The 19,545-nt window shown below is 34.8% G+C and carries 16 protein-coding genes; 11 read left to right on the top strand and 5 right to left on the bottom strand.

Features of this window, described 5'->3' with window-relative positions; translation table 11 throughout:
• Window positions 1–23 precede the first annotated feature (23 nt).
• The 6 genes from INR76_RS07430 to INR76_RS07405 all read left to right on the top strand — a co-directional run bounded on the left by INR76_RS07430 (window position 24) and on the right by INR76_RS07405 (window position 7,376).
• Entirely contained in the window at window positions 24–1,412 is a 1,389-nt protein-coding gene (locus INR76_RS07430; RefSeq protein ID WP_223107280.1) for an NAD-dependent succinate-semialdehyde dehydrogenase, read from the top strand.
• Window positions 1,413–1,525: 113 nt separating this feature from the next.
• Entirely contained in the window at window positions 1,526–1,927 is a 402-nt protein-coding gene (locus INR76_RS07425) for a heme-binding protein (RefSeq protein ID WP_223107279.1), read from the top strand.
• 495 nt (window positions 1,928–2,422) lie between these two features.
• Entirely contained in the window at window positions 2,423–3,178 is a 756-nt protein-coding gene (locus INR76_RS07420; protein WP_223107278.1) for an SDR family oxidoreductase, read from the top strand.
• A gap of 114 nt (window positions 3,179–3,292) precedes the next feature.
• Window positions 3,293–5,194, top strand: coding sequence for a family 20 glycosylhydrolase (locus INR76_RS07415; protein ID WP_223107277.1), 1,902 nt, complete (start codon window positions 3,293–3,295; stop codon window positions 5,192–5,194).
• Window positions 5,195–5,357: 163 nt separating this feature from the next.
• Entirely contained in the window at window positions 5,358–5,849 is a 492-nt protein-coding gene (locus INR76_RS07410; protein ID WP_223107276.1) for a hypothetical protein, read from the top strand.
• A gap of 48 nt (window positions 5,850–5,897) precedes the next feature.
• Window positions 5,898–7,376: a M28 family peptidase gene (locus INR76_RS07405; RefSeq protein ID WP_223107275.1), complete on the top strand. Its 1,479-nt coding sequence runs from the start codon at window positions 5,898–5,900 to the stop codon at window positions 7,374–7,376.
• Window positions 7,377–7,447: 71 nt separating this feature from the next.
• Here the strand turns inward: INR76_RS07405 and INR76_RS07400 are convergent, their stop codons facing one another.
• The 3 genes from INR76_RS07400 to INR76_RS07390 all read right to left on the bottom strand — a co-directional run bounded on the left by INR76_RS07400 (window position 7,448) and on the right by INR76_RS07390 (window position 11,394).
• Window positions 7,448–8,971 (bottom strand): hypothetical protein, encoded by a 1,524-nt coding sequence (locus INR76_RS07400; RefSeq protein WP_223107274.1) that lies wholly within the window; start codon window positions 8,969–8,971, stop codon window positions 7,448–7,450.
• A 143-nt stretch (window positions 8,972–9,114) separates the two neighbouring features.
• Window positions 9,115–9,600 (bottom strand): hypothetical protein, encoded by a 486-nt coding sequence (locus tag INR76_RS07395; protein ID WP_255592530.1) that lies wholly within the window; start codon window positions 9,598–9,600, stop codon window positions 9,115–9,117.
• Between the two features lie 24 nt (window positions 9,601–9,624).
• Entirely contained in the window at window positions 9,625–11,394 is a 1,770-nt protein-coding gene (locus tag INR76_RS07390; RefSeq protein ID WP_223107273.1) for a hypothetical protein, read from the bottom strand.
• Window positions 11,395–11,495: 101 nt separating this feature from the next.
• On the opposite strand from INR76_RS07390, the gene INR76_RS07385 reads away from it, so the two are divergent.
• From INR76_RS07385 to INR76_RS07375, 3 genes are read left to right on the top strand one after another with little or no spacing between them, the layout of a single operon-like run.
• Complete coding sequence (locus INR76_RS07385; RefSeq protein WP_223107272.1) at window positions 11,496–12,005, top strand: RNA polymerase sigma factor; 510 nt, start codon at window positions 11,496–11,498, stop codon at window positions 12,003–12,005.
• Window positions 12,006–12,038: 33 nt separating this feature from the next.
• Window positions 12,039–12,962, top strand: a complete 924-nt coding sequence (locus INR76_RS07380; protein WP_223107271.1) for a FecR family protein — start codon at window positions 12,039–12,041, stop codon at window positions 12,960–12,962.
• A complete protein-coding gene (locus INR76_RS07375; protein ID WP_223107270.1) occupies window positions 12,943–15,501 on the top strand; it encodes a carboxypeptidase-like regulatory domain-containing protein in 2,559 nt (852 codons plus the stop codon). Before INR76_RS07380 ends, INR76_RS07375 begins: the two co-directional genes overlap by 20 nt.
• Before the next feature lies 1 nt (window position 15,502).
• Here INR76_RS07375 and argS read toward each other — a convergent pair whose 3' ends face one another.
• Window positions 15,503–17,278, bottom strand: coding sequence for an arginine--tRNA ligase (gene argS, locus INR76_RS07370; protein WP_223107269.1), 1,776 nt, complete (start codon window positions 17,276–17,278; stop codon window positions 15,503–15,505).
• Window positions 17,279–17,379: 101 nt separating this feature from the next.
• Between argS and INR76_RS07365 the strand changes: the two genes are divergently transcribed.
• Window positions 17,380–17,811, top strand: coding sequence for a hypothetical protein (locus tag INR76_RS07365; protein WP_223107268.1), 432 nt, complete (start codon window positions 17,380–17,382; stop codon window positions 17,809–17,811).
• Window position 17,812: 1 nt separating this feature from the next.
• Here the strand turns inward: INR76_RS07365 and INR76_RS07360 are convergent, their stop codons facing one another.
• Window positions 17,813–18,019, bottom strand: a complete 207-nt coding sequence (locus tag INR76_RS07360; RefSeq protein ID WP_223107267.1) for a hypothetical protein — start codon at window positions 18,017–18,019, stop codon at window positions 17,813–17,815.
• A 100-nt stretch (window positions 18,020–18,119) separates the two neighbouring features.
• On the opposite strand from INR76_RS07360, the gene INR76_RS07355 reads away from it, so the two are divergent.
• Window positions 18,120–19,541 carry an SDR family oxidoreductase gene (locus INR76_RS07355; RefSeq protein ID WP_223107266.1) on the top strand — a complete coding sequence of 474 codons (1,422 nt, stop codon included), beginning with the start codon at window positions 18,120–18,122 and terminating at the stop codon, window positions 19,539–19,541.
• Window positions 19,542–19,545: the final 4 nt, after the last annotated feature.

The raw sequence follows: 19,545 nt of genomic DNA, 5'->3' as shown, positions 1-19,545 counted from the left end.
TTAACAATTAAAATAAGAAAACCATGGAAGAGCAATTAGAAGGATTAAAAACAATCAACCCGGCTACGGGAGAACTAATACAACACTATACATTTATGACAGATAAACAAGCTGAAGATTCAGTAAAAAATTGTCATGAAGCTTTTTTAAAATGGAAAACAACACCCATTGAAGAGCGTGCAAAAATCATCAAGGCTATAGGTCAAAGTTTACAAAAGCACAAAGACGAACTCGTACAAACAATGACCCAAGAAATGGGTAAATTACTTAAGCAAAGTAAGCAAGAGGTTGATTTATGCACCAGTATTTGTGATTACACAGCCGAAAATGGCCCTAAAGAGTTAGCAGATGATGAACGCGAGTTACCCAACGGTGGTAAAGGTGTTATCACGTATTCTCCTATAGGGGTAATCTACGGAATTCAACCATGGAATTTCCCAGCCTATCAAGTAGTACGTTATTCAATAGCCAACCTAATGGCTGGTAACGGGGTGTTATTAAAACACGCTGAAAATGTTACCGGAAGCGGCAAACTACTTGAAAAAATATATACTGAAGCCGGCTTACCAAAAAACTTGTTTACAGTACTGTTGATCAATCATAAACAATCTGATGATATTATTAAAAACAAATTGGTACGAGGTGTTACCCTTACCGGAAGCCCTGAGGCAGGAAAAGTAATTGGTAAAAAAGCCGGAGCACAATTGAAAAAAACAGTCTTAGAATTGGGAAGCAACGATGCATACATTGTACTTGATGATGCAAATATTGATAAAGCTGTAAAGCATTGTGTTAATGGTCGCGTCTATAATAATGGAGAGACGTGTGTAGCAGCAAAACGCTTTATTGTTGTTGATAAAGTATATGATGAGTTCAAAGAGGCTTTTGTTAAACGTATGAAAGGAGTTACTCATGGAGACCCTACGGACGAAAACTCAAAAATTGGCCCTATGGCTAGAGAAGATCTTAGAGACGACTTACACAAGCAAGTGACTGAAAGTGTAAAAAAAGGCGCAAAGGTTTTATGTGGCGGTGAACTTCCTGAGGGAAAAGGATTTTACTATCCCGCAACCGTATTGGAAAATGTAGAACCTGGTCAACCAGCCTATGATGATGAGCTGTTTGGTCCTGTGGCATCCTTAATTCATGCAAAAGATGCTGAAGATGCCATGCGTATTGCAAACGACAGTCGTTTTGGTTTAGGTGGCGGTATTTTTTCTGAAAATACAGAAAAAGCCTTTGATCTTGCCAAAAACCACTTTGATACAGGTATGGTGTTTATCAATTCATTTGGGTTGGCGCAACCTAATATGCCATTTGGTGGAGTAAAAGATTCAGGTTATGGACGTGAACACGGTGGTTTTGGTATTAAAGAGTTTGTAAATGCAAAAGCGGTGATGCAGTTGAGTTAAGATCAAAATTGGGGCTTCGACACATTCTGCTCTCACGAGCAGAACACTCAGCCACCTATAATTTTGGTCACGATCAATAAAAAAACCGATTACTAATTTTAAAACGAAATTATATGAATACAATTAATTTAGAACAAGCAGAAAAGATGATTGCGGCGGCTAAGGCCAAAGCGAAAGAAATAGATACTAAAATGAACATAAGCGTGGTTGACGCCGGCGCCAATCAAGTGGCATTTGTCCGTATGGATGGTGCTTGGTTAGGAAGTGCAGATATTGCCCTTAAAAAAGCCAAAACAGCCCGCTTTTTCGATATGAACAGTGGGGAAATTGGTAAACTCTCACAACCGGGAGAATCACTTTACAATATTGAACACTCAAACGGAGGATTAATTTCATTCCCAGGTGGAATACCTGTTACCAATAGCAATGGAACTATTATTGGTGCTATTGGCGTAAGCGGAAGCACCGTTGATGATGACCACACGGTAGCAAAAGCTGGTGCCGAAGCATTATAAAAGCAACGTGTTTGAAAAAAAGAGAAAGCGGGCTGATTTAGCTCGCTTTTTTTATATCACATTATCAATTCTGAAATACCTACTCACCTCTTTCTATGCTTTTGGTCACCCTTTATTTTACTCTGGTTCGGGGTTTGTTCGGGAGACGGTATATTTTCGGAAAATAACCCTAACCCGTTCCCGAAGGAACCCCGAAGGAAACCCGAAGAAAACCCCTAAAAAAAGAGGTTTTTCACTCAATAAGTAGCAAACAAATGCAGAAGAATGCAACCGCCGTCATTCTAAGTCACTTATTTGCAAGTAAAGACGTTTTGATTTAATATTCATTATTACTATCCATCCCTTAGGAAAAAATTTATAAAATTTAAAGAAACCTTAACTATAACCACAGAAGTATGCCGTAAGGAAAGCGGTACCTTATCGTACCAATTCTTTGTAAAATACTATTAAGCTAAACATAGCTTACATTAATTAATACTAAACAAAAAAAGAGAGATGAATTTAGAAAACAACATTAAAGGAAAAGTAGTAGTTATAACAGGAGGTAGTAGTGGATTAGGTGAAACAACTGCACGTCATTTAGCAAGTAAAGGAGCCAATGTCGTGTTAGGTGCGCGGCGTGAAGAACGTCTTCAGAAAATAACCGAAGAAATCAACGCCGAAGGCAACGGAAAAGCTACCTATATTGCCACAGACGTTACCAAAAAAGAACAAGTAAAAGCCTTGGTAGACAAAGCAGTTTCTGAATTTGGGAAAATTGATGTGATGGTAAATAACGCAGGTTTAATGGCGATTGCACCAATGAGTGAAACCAAAGTAGATGAATGGGACCGCATGATAGATATTAACGTGAAAGGTGTTTTATATGGTGTGGCTGCTGCTTTACCAGAATTCCAAAAACAAGAATCGGGTCACTTTATCAATTTATCATCTGTAGCAGGAGTTAAAGTATTTAGTCCCGGCGGAACTGTTTACAGCGGAACCAAGTATGCTGTTCGTGCCATATCTGAAGGATTACGTCACGAAGTAGGTGACAAAATACGAACCACCTCTATTGAACCTGGTGCTGTAGAATCTGAACTAAAACACGGAAGCACACACAAAGAAAGCTCTGAAGCTGTTAATGATCTATACAACAATGTTGCTATACCTTCAGACTCAGTAGCTAGAACAATAGCATTTGCTATTGAACAACCTGCAGATGTTGATGTAAATGAAATAGTACTTCGCCCAACAGCGCAAGAATTTTAAGCAATATAATTTATCAATCCATATGTAAAGGCTGTAAAATACTTTAATTTTACAGCTTTTATTTATGCATTACGCTATAAGTAATATTCTAAAACATCATATAACCCTACAAGCATGATCAATAGTAAGTCTATCCTTTTAATTATAGCAATCTTCATAAGTACGTTCACTTCGGCAAATGAACTTTTAAAAAAGTACTTGCTTTTTACCCCACAAGAAATAACAATTAATACCGATTCAATTGCTATTAATCAAAGTCAACTTTCAGACCTAAATGAATTTTTAAAAAAAAGCATGCAAGAGGCTTCAGCCGGAGAGTGGAATCTGAGAGCCGGTACCAAAATGCTTACCATAAATTTTCAAATACAAGCTGGGTTACCCCATTTTGATGCATACCATTTGAATATTGAAAAAAATACAATTCATATTTCAGCTAAAAACACAACAGCGCTAAGGTATGCAAAACAAACGCTTTCTTACTTGCTTAACAACGCAAAAACTGAACAACAATCTCTTCCTGAATTACAAATAAACGATTGGGCAAATTTTGAAAAAAGAGGATATATGCTAGATATTAGCAGAAACAAAGTGCCCACTATGGAAAGTCTTTATCAACTTATTGATCAATTGGCTTCGTGGCGCATTAATGAGTTGCAATTATACACCGAACATACTTTTGCTTACAGAAACCACCCAATAGTATGGAAAGATGCTAGTGCACTTACTGCTTCACAAATTAAAGATCTTGATTACTACTGCTTAAAAAGAGGAATTGACTTGGTCCCTAATCAAAACTCATTTGGTCATATGGAAAATTGGCTTAAACATGATGAGTATTTAGAGTTAAGTGAATGTGAGACCAACTGTAAAACCATTTGGGGAAATAAAAAAAGAACTGCCTTGGCACCCACAAACCCAAAATCTTTTGAATTAATGCAAGAGCTTTATGCCGAGTTATTGCCAAACTTTACAAGTAAGTATGCCAATATTGGTGGTGATGAGACTTTGGAGTTGGGGCTTGGTAAATCAAAAGCGTTAAGCGAAGAAATTGGTAAAGGAACCGTGTACCTCAACTTTTTAAAAAAATTAAACGCCGAGGTAAACAAAAATGGTAAAAAAACTCAGTTTTGGGGAGACATAGTGTTAAACCATCCTGAGCTCATCAAAGACATACCCACCAATATGACAGCCCTAGTTTGGGGGTATGATGCTACGTATCCTTTTGATAAAAATTTGACCGAGTTTCACAAAGCCGGATTAGATTTTTATGTGTGTCCCGGTACCTCTACTTGGCGTTCAGAAATAGGTAGAAATCACAATGCATTTATAAATTTGAAAGAAGCCGCAATCGCCGGTAATAAATATAAAGCAAAAGGCTATTTAATTACAGATTGGGGTGACTATGGCCACTTTCAGCCAAAATCTGTAAGCTACCCTACTTTGGTTTTGGGTGCAAATTACGCTTGGAATTATTCTGAAAAAACAAGTAACAACTTGGAGTTTCTTCTTACTAATTATGTTTTTAAAGATGCTAGCGGTTATACAGCCAAAGCTTTATTAATCTTAGGAAATGCTTACACAAAAGCCGATATTCCTGAAGGAAATTCAAATGCTTACCATTTAATGATACGCCGCTATAAGTGGACAATGCAAGGGCATTATCAAACCAAACACCTTAACACTTCGGGACTATTAGCTGCTCGAGCAGAGATTGAAAAAGGAGTAGAAATGCTACAAAAAGCCAAACCTACCGCTGCAGATGGCAAAATTAGTATCAAAGAATTAAAACAAGCTTCAAAACTTGCCCTCTTCGGAATTAAATTAGGTCTGGAACGTTTGCAAGCAAAAGATATGGCTACCAAAAATATTCCACTACGCAAACGAAAAGAACTTGCTAAAGAATTAACTTCAATTATTGACAGTCATAAAACAGTTTGGTTAACCAGAAACCAAGCAGGCGGACTTCAAGATTCAGCACAAAAACTAGAAGATCTCGTTACCTACCTTAATGAATAGTAAAAGAATGAAACAGTTTATGTAAATTTAATAATCTGGGTATTAACGGGTTTTTAATTTTTGTGTATCTTTAACACAACCAATCACTTATCACCTACTGCAACATTATGGTATCTCGTAAAACGGTTCGGGATGTATACCGTGTTATAGTACTGTTGTAGTTTTGAAAACATATTACCTCATAGTTTTTTTATTTGCTTTTGGCAGTGCTTTTGCACAACGCCCCCTTCCTGAAGAGTGTTTGCTTAAAAAAAGCAATCAAGAATGGATTAAAGAATTTAAAAAGACCGAAACCATTGGTTTTCAACTGGAATTAATCAAAGAAAAACTTTTTGCAGATGCAACCTATCTTGACAATGAAAAAAAAATAGTTGCCAAAGAAGATCGCTGTGGCTGTCCTATAAGGTTTGGTATAATTATTCCCGGAAGAAACTGGTTGGTACTTGACCTAAGTGAAAATCCTGTACTTGAAGAGCTTTTCCCAGATTTGAATGAAGAAACCATCTCTAGAATTAAATTAAGCGAATTTGAAGAAAACAAATTAAACCGGTATGCGGTAGATAAATGCTCTGGAGTAACATTATACAGTGACAGTAGAGATCTAAAAAGAAGAATTAGAAAATTAAACTTAGACGCTTCTTCTACAAATAAATAATTCATACCTTTTCAAAATTATTAATTATACACTTTATAGATTATTTCAATGAAATACCCAAGTCTATTAATCACTCTATTTTTAAGCACGGTCATCTTTGCACAAACAGACCAAGAAAAAGTAGAAGCAACCGTTTCAAAAGGAGATATTGAAGGTCATATTTATTTTCTTTCAGATGATTTATTGAAAGGACGTGAAACCGGAACGCCCGAAAATAAAATTGCGGCATCCTACTTAGCAAATACCTTTAGGCGGCATGGCGTTAAGCCCAACCCGCTAACTAATGATTATTATCAAGAAGTGCCTTTACAAGCTATCACACCGCCAAAAAACAGTACACTTTCTGTTGAAGGAAAAGAATATACAAACAAAGTAGTTTTAAACGCTTCAAAAATAAATTACACCGGTGATGCAATTTATATAGGATACGGTCTAGAAAAAGACTATCAAAACATCAACGTAGAAGGAAAAGTTGTTTTAATAAAAGCCGGAGGTCCAGATGCAAAAGACGCTCGCAGTGCTTTTGGTTTGCGAGGAAAAAAGATGGAATTGGCAAAAAAAGCTGGAGCGTTGGCAATTATAGAATACATCAATGCAGCACCACAAATTTGGAGCTATATTGATCATAATTTTAACAGCCAACGACTTGAAATTTCTCAATCAAAAAATCAAAACTCAAAAGAAACACCTTTTAGTTATGTATGGGTACAAGACATAAATGAAACACACGCTGCTTCTTTTACACCCAAAAAGAAATACCCTATCCAGCTAACAATGCAAGAGGAAAGTCTTGAAATAATTCGTACCCAAAATGTAGTTGGTATTGTTGAAGGCACCGACCCACAATTAAAAGACGAATATATTATTTACTCAGCACACTATGATCATGTAGGAATTGGTCAACCCGATAAAACAGGAGATACAATCTATAACGGCGCGAGAGATAATGCAGTAGGAGTTACAACTGTATTAAGTATGGCAGAAAACCTAGCCGCCTACCCCACAAAACGATCAGCTTTATTTATTCTATTTACTGCTGAAGAAAAAGGTTTACTAGGAAGCGAATTTTACACACAAAACCCTATTGTACCGCTTGAGCAAATGGTATACTGTTTTAATAGTGACAACGGCGGATACAATGATACTTCTATCGCAACAATTGTGGGACTAACTAGAACTACAGCAGAAGAAAACATAAAAAATGCTGCTGCTGCTTTTGGCTTACAAGCCATGGAAGACCCTGCACCCGAGCAAGGATTGTTTAACAGAAGTGACAATGTACATTTTGCTCGCAAAGGAATTCCTTCTCCCACTTTCTCATTAGGCTTTACAGATTTTTCTAAAATTACTACCTACTACCACCGTCCCAATGACGAAGCAGACACCCTTGATTATGATTATTTATTGAAGTTTTTTAAAGCCTATGTATTATCTGGAAGAAATATTGCCAATGATTCATCAACACCTTTTTGGGTATCTGGCGACCCTTATGAAAGTGCCGGAAAAAAGCTATATAATAAGCAATAACTGTTTTAAAACAGAACCTATTAAAAAGCCTTTCTTAACATAGAAAGGCTTTTTTGTAGGGCAAAAGAAGGTTACAACTTCGCAAAAGTTAAAAGATCGGTACTACCATCACCACCACTCACATCTTTTAAATCTACTAGAACATCTGTAAATTGTTCAACATCCCAATCATCATTTAAATCATCAAAAGGGTCATTTTCATTGTCTATTTCAAAGTTTAAAACCAGATCTAAGCCTGAGCCACTTGTCACTACACTCCACGTTCCATTCACGGTATTGCCATTACTCTGTGCAACTGCAGTTCCGTCTGTGTTAAATGTAAACGTATAACCATTATAATCATTGGTTTCATCATCACCGTCATCTATATAACTTTGAACAAACCATTGCCCGTCAATTAAAATGATTTCTAGGTTTTCTGTATTTCCGCCTCCATTACAGTCTTCATATGGATTTCTTCCGAAGTTTAAATAATCGGTGCCTCCATTGCCGCCACTTACATCAATGAGTTCAATACTTTCTGAATTAAAATTGCTTACATCCCAATCATCATTTAAATCATCAAATGGATCATTTTCACCAGTAATTTCAAAATTAAGTAGTAAGTCAAGCCCACTACTGCTATTGGTTACAGTCCAGGTTCCGTTTATTGTATTGTTTGCTGAAGTTGCTACTACTGTTTCATCTGAATTAAAATCAAACTCATAAGCTACATAGTCACAAGTTTCATTTGTACCATCATCTTCTAGTAAATTTACATACCAGATATCATTGGTTAAGGTGTTTATAAATCCTGCTGTATCACCGTTGCCACCACCGCCGGTAGTAGGCGTTCTTTCAAAAGTTAGGTAATCAACACTTCCGTCACCACCACTTATGTGTTTTAATTTTATAATATCTTGAGTTGCTTCAATTATATCCCAATCTTCATCTAGTTCGTCAAAAGGGTCATTGTTTCCGAAGAAAAGTTCTAGGTCTGGTGTACTACTTGTTGTTAAATTCCAATTACCATTTATGGTGTTGGTGCCATTGGTAGCTTGTGCGCTATTATCTGTAGCAAATGTAAATTCATATCCTCCAAAATCTGAGGTTTCATCTTCATCATCAAAAAAATAGGTTAAATACCAAGAGCCGGAAGTTAATATGCTTTCAAAGTCATTTGGAATGGTATTTCCGCCATTTGATGAACAATCTGTTATAAGAGTTACTAATTCAGCATTGCTGTTTACTTCAACGGCACTTCCATCTTTTAAAATTACGTTTATAGGAAAATCTATTTCAATGTACGTTCCGCTTTCTAGGGAGAGTAAAAAGCTTAATAGTTCTGTATCATTATTTACTGTTTGAGTACCTATTTGTTCTTGACTTGAATTATAAATAAAGAAGTTAATAGGATAAACAAAGTCTAAACAATCTATAGGTTCATTATTATTTTGATCTGAAGTTCTAATTAATAGGTTACTAAATTCTGAATCTACTTCTACAGTGTTTGAGTTGGGATCTGAAGTTGGCTGATCATCTTCTTTTGAACATGCGGTTGCCAAAAGTAAAAACAAGCCTACTAAAACTGAAATGTTGGTTAATCTTTTCATCATTATATCTTTTTGGGTTTTGTATTAATAGAACAAGTTGCTAGTAAAAAACCCTACCATATAATTGATTTTTAATTCTGAAAGTCAACTATAAAAAAACCACCTTACAAGTAAGATGGTTTTTGAGGAGTTAATAAAATGAAATATTAGATTTTTTCAAAAACGAGAATATCTGTACCTCCATTTCCGCCGCTTACGTCAATTAACTCAATTTTTGAAGATGATATCGATGTTATATCCCAATCGTCACTTAAATCATCAAAATCATTTGATTCGGGAACATTAAAAAACAAATTAAAATCTACGTCATCAGAGCTTCCGTCATCATCATCAGATGAGTTGCTACTGTCATTTATTGACCAAGTTCCTAAAACTGTCAATTCGCCCCTACTCGCCATCACACTACCGTCATTTTTAAAATCAAAAATAAAACCTGTAAAATCATTTGTTTCATCTTCTCCCGAGTCTATAAATGAGCTTATTCTCCAAGTACCGTTTTGAGTGTTTTGAGTAGCTTGAGTGATGTTAATTTGATTAGAGTTATTACTATCACTATCATCATCTTCAGAACAACCAACTAGCGTGATTATAAAGATGAATATTGAAAAGATTGTTGCTATTTTAGTTTTCATAATTATGTATTTAAGGAGTTGTATTTAATTTTTTTCAAAAGTCAATGTGTCTTCTATATTACCACTACTATCTCTAATGATAAACGTAACAGAGTCTTGGGTATATTGCAATACTTTGTATTCATCATCATCTGCATCATTAATTGGGCTGTCCATATCAAACTCAAAGTTTAAATTTTGACCTACTAATGTGACAATCCATATTCCATCAACAGTTGAAGAACCGTTGGTTGCAGATACTGTTTGGTTTGATAAGAATGTAAAGTCATAACCATTGAAAACAGCGGTCTCATTATCGCCATCGTCTAAATAGGTTTTGACAAACCAAGTTCCATCTTGAAGAATATCACGTAGTTCTTGCGGGTCTGGATCATCACCACCGCCACCGGTATTGGGTTCGCGTTCAAAAGTTAATAAATCTGTGCCGCTACCTCCACTATTATCGCTTAAACGCAAGATTATATCTGAAGATTCAAGTACATCCCAGTCATCATTCAACTCTTCAAAAGGGTCATCACTACCTGAGTTTTCAAAATTAAAAACAATATCAAAGCCACTATCATCATCTTCAACAGACCAAAAACCATTTATCGTTTCTGAAGCATTTTCTGCTATCGCTGAACCATTTGTAAAAAAAGTAAACTCATAACCATTATAATCATTGGTTGCGTTATTTCCATCGTCTTCATACAAGGTTATAAACCAACTTGCCGTGGTAAGATTTTCAATAAGGATATTCAAGGCTTCATTTGAGCCGTCATTGTTTGGGTTGCGCTCATACGTTAAATAATCAACACTTCCATCACCACCGCTTATATGTTTTAGTCTAATTATTTCTGAAGTTGCTTCTAGTATTTCCCAATCTTCGTCCAATTCATCAAACGGATCATTATTTCCGAAGAAAAGTTTTAGATCTGGTGTACTGCTTGATGTTACATTCCAAGTTCCGTTAACCGTGTTGGAGCCGTTGGTTGCTTGTGCTGTATTATTTGTTGCAAAGGAAAATTGGTATCCTTCAAAATCACTGGTTTCATCAAAATCGTCAAAAAAGTACGTTACATACCAACTTCCGGTTGTAAGGTTTTCTTCAAAATCGCTTACACCTCCATCATCATCACTATCATCACAATTTGCATTGGTTAATAGATCTTCAAGCTCTTGATTATTGGCAACTTCAATAGTACTTCCATCTTGTAAGATTACTGAAATAGGAAAACGTATACTCACTATATCATTTTCATCTAGGCTAAATAAAAACAAATACAACTCTGCATCATTATTAATTGTAATGGTTTGTGTTTGTTCTGTGCTTGAGTTAAAAACAAAAAAGTCAATTGGGTATATAAAATCTACGCAGTCAATTTCAGACTGTCCTTGACAGGCAGCAATGAGTGCGTTTAATTCTGCCTGATCATTGATAATAATTTCAGAAAAATCTTGAAGTATAAGGGTTATAGGAAAAACAATCTCAAGCGTATCTGTATCATTAGGAAATTGGTCAAATACCGCTTGAATTAATGCAATATCGGCTTCACTTTCAATTACAAGTTCTTGACCATTGGCAATTACTGATACCGGATATTTTACTTGAGAACAACTGTTTCCATCAATAATATCATCATTACTTCCTGGGTTTTGTGAGGTACGAAGCATTAAATTGGTTAAGGTAGAATTTGCAGTGATGGTTTCATCTTGGTCGGTTTCATCAATAAATTCGGATTCCTCTTTTTGACAAGCAGAAAAAATCAACCCAAAAAGGATTAAAAAAGTAAATAATGTAATTTTTCTTTTCATGGTTTATGCTTTGTGTTGTTATAACAAGTAAGCTGTAAAAAACCCTACCTTGATTTTAAACTTTTTTTTTAGATATATTTGGTAAGCACACAAACTGCTTTATGAATAAAAATACGACAATTTGCAATGAAAACACTTTTAGCAAAGTGTATAACGAGCACAGTCAAGCAATTTGGCGGTTTATTTTTTTTAAATGCGGTGATAAAGCACAAGCAGAAGATCTAGTACAAGATGCCTTTGTAAAGTTATGGCAAAACTGCGCCAAAGTTCCCGTAGATAAAGCAAAATCCTTTTTATATACCATAACCAATAATGCTTTTTTAAATGAAGTGGCACATAAAAAAGTGGTTTTAAAACATGCTAAAAACAAACCAAACTCGATAGAAAATCAATCTCCTCAATTTTTAATGGAAGAAAAACAATTTCAAAAAAAATTGCAAGATGCTATTGCGCGTTTATCTGAAGCACAACGCACAGCTTTTTTACTAAATAGAATTGAAGGAAAAAAATATAAAGAAATAGCCGAAATTCTTGACATTTCAGTAAAAGCAGTTGAAAAAAGGATGAGCCTTGCTTTAAAAACGCTTCGGGAAGAAATTGGTTCTATTTAAGGTAGGGTATTTAAAACCTTAGCTGTTATAACTATGAAACGTACCAATATGGAAAAAGATTACATATTACATAAGTTTTTAAATCAAACTGCCACTGCAGAAGAAATTGAGCAATTAAAAAACGACCCTAACTATGCGTCTTATATAAAAATTGCAGAGGCTACAACACATTTTGAAGCACCAGAATTTGATAAAGAAGCTACTTTCAAGGCTATTTCAGAAAAGGTTCAACAAAAACCAAAAGTTAAAAAGCTTAACCCATTTACTACTATTTTAAAAGTAGCTGCTGTTTTTGCTGTTTTGATTGCTGGTTATCTATATATTAATTCATTGGGAACAACTATTTCAACTTCGGTTGCAGAGAAAGAAACTTTTAACCTCCCCGATGGTTCTGAAGTAGCTTTAAATGCCAACTCAACTGTTACTTATAAAAAAAATGAATGGAACACTCACCGAAACCTCAACCTTACTGGGGAAGCCTATTTTAAAGTTACCAAAGGAAACACCTTTACAGTACAGACTAAAAATGGTTCTGTAACCGTTTTAGGAACACAGTTTAATGTATTTACTCGTGATTCAAAGCTCAATGTTGTTTGTTATGAAGGTTTGGTAAGTGTATCTTTTAATGACAGCTTGGTGCAAGTACCTGCAGGTAAAAGCCTTCAAGTTATTGAAGGTAAATTGATTTCTAAAAATCTAACAAAAGCAGTTGCACCCGCTTGGATTGATAATGAAAGTAGCTTTGAAAACGCAACTTTAGCTACCGTGCTTGATGAACTGCAAAGACAGTATGATATTAATGTGAAAGCACCTAAAAACCTTTTAAACAAACGCTTTTCAGGTAGTTTTACACATACTGATGTAAATTTGGCACTACAATTAATTTGCGCCCCTCTTAATATAACCTATACTATTAAAGAAGACCAGGTGACTCTATATGCAGCAAAAAACAATTAAAAAGACAGCTCCTTTCGTCTTGATTGTATGTTTTTTCTTTTGTTTATCTGTAACCGGACAAACGCAAGAAAAGCAATCATTGGTTGTTGCCATGAATCAATTAGAAAAAACATTTAATATTCGTTTTTCATATGTTCCTGAAGAAGTAAAAAACATTACGGTTAATCTTTCAATAGAGAAACAAAATCTTCCAGATATTTTAAAACAACTGAATAATCAAACTCAGTTAGAATTTACCCTATTAAACAATCGCTATGTCACTGTAGTTTCTCCACAATTACAACAACAATATTGCGGTAAACTTATTTCTGCTGAAAGTGGAAAACCAATAGAAGGAGCCAATATTGTAGTAAAAAACTCATACGTTTCAACAGTGAGTAATAGTGAAGGTTTATTTTTACTTTCCAAGGAAGTATCTTCAGAAGCATTTATTACTATAACCCATGTGGGCTATCACAAGATTAATCTTTCCGTAAGTCAATTAAATGCTAACTGTACCCCAATTATAATACATCCCAAAGCCACAGCTCTTGATCAAGTTTTTATCGAAACCTATTTGGTAAAAGGAATTGATAAAAAAACAGATGGGGCTATTGCAATCAACACAAAAAATTTTGGATTAATACCAGGGCAAATTGAAAACGATGTACTACAAATTTCTCAAGCACTTCCAGGTGTAGAAAGTGCAGACGAAACCATTTCAAACATAAATATTCGTGGCGGCACACACGATGAAAACTTATTGCTTTGGGATGACATAAAAGTATATCAAAGCGGGCATTTTTTCGGGTTAATTTCTGCTTTTAATCCAGATCTTACCAAGGAAGTATTTATTTATAAAAACGGCACCCATCCACGTTTTGGTGATGGAGTTTCTGGTGTTATTGATATGCGTTCAAAAAACACACTATCTAATGAGTTTTCGGCAGGTATAGGAGTTAATTTAATTAACGGAAGTGTTTTTACAGACATCCCTCTTTCTGATAGAGCAAGTTTACAAGTTTCTGCACGGCACTCGTTATCATTTTTAGAAACACCGGTTTACAAAACCTATTCTGATCGAATTTTTCAAGATACTGAAATCACAAATATTGAAGACCCTGAAAATGAAACTACAATTATAGCTGATGAAGACTTTAGTTTTTATGATTTTAGCACCAAGTTTCTTTGGGATCTTTCAGATAAAGATGCAATACGAGTTAACTTTTTAACCATTGATAATAACCTTGATTTTACTGAATCCATTGAAGATTCAAATCAATCAAAAACTAGTGATTTACAGCAACGAAGTTTGGTAGGCGGTATTTCTTGGAAACGTAATTGGACTGAAGCTATTGAAACAACTGCATTGTTATACGGCTCTTACTACATACTGGATGCTACCAATAAAAATGTATTTACCACCCAACAACAGTTTCAAGAAAATGAAGTTTTGGAAGGTGGTGCTAAGCTTGATGCTACTTTTTTATTTTCAGAAAAAATAAATTTGCAATCTGGATATCAGTTTTCAGAAATAGGGATTGCCAATACGCAAGATGTAAATATTCCTCGTTTTAGAGTATATAGAAAAAATGTTTTAAGAACGCACAGTGTGTTTTCAAACTTTATGTACACGCCTAATCAAAGCAACACCTCAATCCACGTAGGAGGGAGAATTTCGTACTTTGAAAAATTTGATAAAATACTTGTAGAACCCAGAATAAGCGTTCATCAAAAAATTGGAAAAGGTTTTTTTGTAGAAGCTCTGGGGGAATTTAAGAGTCAAACTACCACCCAACGCATTGACTTTGAAAGTGACTTTTTGGGTGTAGAAAAAAGGCGTTGGATACTAGCAAACAATGATGATGTTCCTATTCTAGAAAGCAAACAAGCTTCGCTTGGTTTTGGATTTTTAAAAAAAGGTTGGTTAGTGACTACAGAGGGCTTTTACAAAGAAGTTTCTGGAATAACTACTTCAAATCAAGGTTTTCAAAATCAGTTTCAGTTTGTGCGAGCCACAGGTAGTTATACTGCTAAAGGATTGGAATTTGTTCTCAACAAAAAGAGTAAAAGATTTAGCACTTGGTTTAGTTATTTGTTTATGCAAAATGATTATACTTTTGATGCACTCACTCCTTCTCAATTTCCGAATAATATAGATATAAGACATTCAGCAACTCTTGCAGGAAGTTATTCTTACCATCAACTTAAAGTAGCGCTGGGTATAAACTGGCACAGCGGAAAACCTTACACCATTCCGGTTCGTGGAAGTGAAATTATATCTCAAAACGGTCAAGATGCTATTCAATTTGACACTCCTAATACAGAGCGATTGCCAGACTATTTTAGAGCAGATTTTTCAGCAGAATACCTATGGAATATTTCAGCAGGGATTGATGCTAAAGTTAATGTAGCCGTACTTAATTTATTGAATAAAGAAAATACATTAAATATTCGCTATGCATTAAATACTGATGCTAATGGAACTAATAAAGTAAATCAAGTTGAAGAACTATCCTTAGGACTTACTCCCAATATTTCGGTTCAGGTTTTGTTTTAAACTACATACGTTCTGGTACATCAATACCTAATAACTCAAAACCGGTTTTAATAACCTTAGCTACTGCATCTGCCAATTGAACTCTAAATTGTATTTCTACTTCATGGTCAGCTCCTAAAATAGAAACATTTTGATAAAAAGAATTAAACTCTTTTACCAAGTCATAGGTATAATTTGCAATTAATGCAGGGCTGTAATTTTCAGCAGCCAGTTGTATGGTTTCAGGAAATATTTGTAGCTGCTTCAATAACCCCTTTTCTTTTTCATGTAGTGTAATAGCTTTACTATCAATTGAACCAGAAACAGAATTTGCTTTTCTTAAAATCGATTGAATACGAGCATAGGTATATTGAATAAAAGGACCTGTGTTTCCTTGAAAATCTACACTTTCCTCTGGATTAAAAAGAATACGTTTTTTAGGGTCTACTTTTAAAATATAATATTTTAATGCACCCAATCCTATGGTTTTGTAGAGTGCTTGCTTTTCTTCTTGGGTAAAATCGTCAATTTTTCCTAACTCTTCTGAAATGTTACCAGCCGTTTGAGCCATTTCGGTAATAAGATCATCTGCATCTACAACAGTTCCTTCTCTACTTTTCATTTTTCCGGAAGGTAAATCTACCATCCCATAGCTTAAATGATATAAATTTTCTGCCCAACTGTAACCTAACTTTTTCAGAATTAAAAACAAGACTTTAAAATGATAATCTTGCTCATTACCAACGGTATAAATCATTCCGTTAGCATCTGGATGATCTTTGATACGTTGAATGGCAGTACCAATATCTTGCGTCATATAAACAGCTGTACCATCTGCTCGTAACACTAATTTTTCATCTAACCCTTCATCGGTTAAGTCACACCATACAGAGCCATCTTCTTTTTTAAAGAATACGCCTTTTTTTAATCCTTCTTCAATATTGTCTTTCCCTAGAAGGTAGGTGTTACTTTCATAATAATAGCTGTCAAAATCAACACCCAAGGCATCATAGGTTTTTTCAAAACCATCATACACCCAGCCGTTCATTTTTTTCCATAGTGCTACCACCTCATCATCACCTTTTTCCCATTTTTGAAGCATTTGCTGCGCTTCTTTTAAAATAGGCGCTTCGGCTTTTGCTTCATCTTCAGTTTTACCCGATGCTTGTAAGTCTGAAACTTCTTTTTTATACTCCTTATCAAAACGCACATAGTAATTACCTACCAGTTTATCACCTTTGAGATCGCTAGACTCTGGCGTTTCACCATCGCCATATCGTTGCCACGCCAACATACTTTTACAAATATGAATACCGCGATCGTTTATAATTTGAGTTTTATAGGTTTTCTTTCCGCTGGCTTTTAAAATTTCAGCTACAGAATAACCTAATAAAATATTTCGAATATGTCCTAAATGTAATGGCTTATTGGTGTTTGGTGATGAATACTCTACCAATACAGCATCTTTTCCTTGAGGCTGTTTTCCGAAAGAAGAAAAATCAGACACGTTACTGAAAAAGTTTAAATAATAAGCATCACTCAACACTAGGTTTAAAAATCCTTTTACTACATTAAATTTTGAAACCTCTTCTACATTATCAACCAAATAAGCTCCTATTGATTCACCTATTTGCACGGGATTGCCTTTTACAGTACGAAGCATAGGAAATACCACAACAGTGATATCACCTTCAAAATCTTTACGAGTTGCTTGAAATTCTACCGTCTCTAGGTTGGCATCAAAAATGGATTGTACTGCTTTTTTTATCTCTGCAGTTAAAATCTCTTGGAGTTGCATAGGTTTTATTTTAAGGGCAAAGATACTTCTTTAATAAGAAATTAAAACCTAAGTTGAACTTGAAAATCGAAGTTTTAAATTGAGTATCTTTAAAGAAAAACATGCTGCTCAACGTTTCATATAACAATAAAAAAATAAAAAATACTATTGATGAAGAGGTAGGCAAACCGTTTTCTTGGAAAGAACGTATTCAAAGTGGCGGCATTGGCTCTTCAAAGCTGATTATCACCGAAGCAAGTATTCAAATACATAATTTGCTTATTCTAGACAATAACCGAAATATTTGCAATATAGAAATGCGACCAAAAGGAATTTTGGTTGGTTTTCGTTCGTTACTAGAATCATATGTACTAGTAATACCTTATTACAAATTATCCTTATACAAAGGAAAAGCTGAAGAATACTCCATCTATAGAGATAATTATTTTATAAAAATTGAAGCAAAAACCAAAGATAAAGCCACACACCAATTTATGAATAAAGTAATGAAAGCCAAAGCAAAAGCCACTCCTACCCGGCTTGAAGATTTATAACTTAATTTCTTTTTTTAATAAAAGCTCCTGCTAATAAAGCTAGTACTCCCAAAGCAATCATTGCAAGTGTTTGATTACTTAAACCTTCTTTTGCAGAAACCTCCAAGTTACCTATTCCTACAACTTCTTGGGGCACAAAAGCATTGTATAATCCAAAAATAATTAGTGCCACACCAACCAAAATAAGTATCAATTTTAATACTTTCATAAAGCTATATTTTACAATCTAAAGATAGTAGTAAATTATTATTTAACGAAGCATTACAAGTATGTTTAATACTTAATACATATCTTTAAACAAAAAAGGTTTGAAAATTTTACTTACCGGCGCAAACGGTTATATAGGATTGAGACTTTTGCCCGCCTTATTAGAAAAAGGTCATGAGGTAATTTGTTGTGTGCGGGATAAAAACCGAATTTCTTTAGATCCAGAAACTAGTAAACGCGTAACCCTGTATGAAGTTGACTTCTTAAAAGAGGTTGACACTTTTGGTTTTCCCAAAGATATTGATGCAGCGTATTATCTCATTCACTCGATGAGCGCTTCAACCAGAGATTTTGATGAACTTGAAGCAAAAGCGGCTAAAAACTTCAATAAATATGTAGAAGAAAGCGATGTACAACACGTGGTATATTTAAGCGGAATTGTAAATGAAGACAACCTTTCAAAACATCTTTCATCACGTAAAAAAGTAGAAGAAATTTTATATGAAGGCTCTTATAACCTTACCGTCTTAAGAGCCGGCATTGTTGTAGGCAGCGGAAGTTCATCATTTGAGATCATACGCGACCTCTGTGAAAAACTACCTGTGATGGTTGCTCCCAAATGGTTAAAAATAAAAATTCAACCTATAGCCATAAGAGATGTGATCATTTTTTTATCTGAAGTACTAGGCAACAAAAATTGTTATAATCAATCATTTGATATTGGCGGACCAGATATATTGACCTACAAACAAATGCTTTTAAAATATGCGAAAGTTAGAAAATTACGCCTTTGGATTATTTCTGTACCCGTTATGTCTCCTAGACTATCATCCTATTGGTTGTATTTTGTAACGTCAACCACCTATAAATTGGCTGTAAATCTTGTTGACAGCATGCGTCATGAGGTTGTGGCACGAGACAATAAACTTCAAGATATTTTAAATATTCAACCTATTACTTATGAAGAAGCCATTAAAAAGGCATTCATAAAAATTGAACAAAACCTAGTTATATCAAGCTGGAAAGATTCATTAGTTGCCGGACGGTTATCCAACTTAAAAGGTTACATTCAAGTACCTAAATACGGATGTTTAAAAGATGAACAATCTATTAACTTAGATAATCCAGAAAGAGCATTAGAAAATGTTTGGTCTATTGGTGGATCAAAGGGATGGTACTATGGTAATTGGCTTTGGAAAGTAAGAGGTTTTATGGATCAACTTGTAGGCGGTGTAGGACTAAGAAGAGGGCGCACTCACGCCAATAAAATTTCTGCAGGAGACTCGTTAGACTTTTGGAGAGTATTGTATGCAGACAAAGAAGAAAAGCGGTTGCTACTTTTTGCTGAAATGAAAGTACCAGGTGAAGCTTGGCTAGATTTCTGTATTGATGAGAATAACGTTTTGCACCAAACGGCTACCTTTAGACCAAAAGGGCTTTTCGGAAGACTGTATTGGTACGCTATGTTACCATTTCACTATTTTATTTTTAAGGGTATGATTACCAATATTGCAAGAAATTAAGAAA

It is taken from the genome of Marixanthomonas sp. SCSIO 43207, from assembly GCF_019904255.1.
Lineage (GTDB): Bacteria > Bacteroidota > Bacteroidia > Flavobacteriales > Flavobacteriaceae > Marixanthomonas.
Note: the sequence above shows the minus strand (reverse complement) of the source record. Positions and strands in the feature narration are given on the sequence as shown.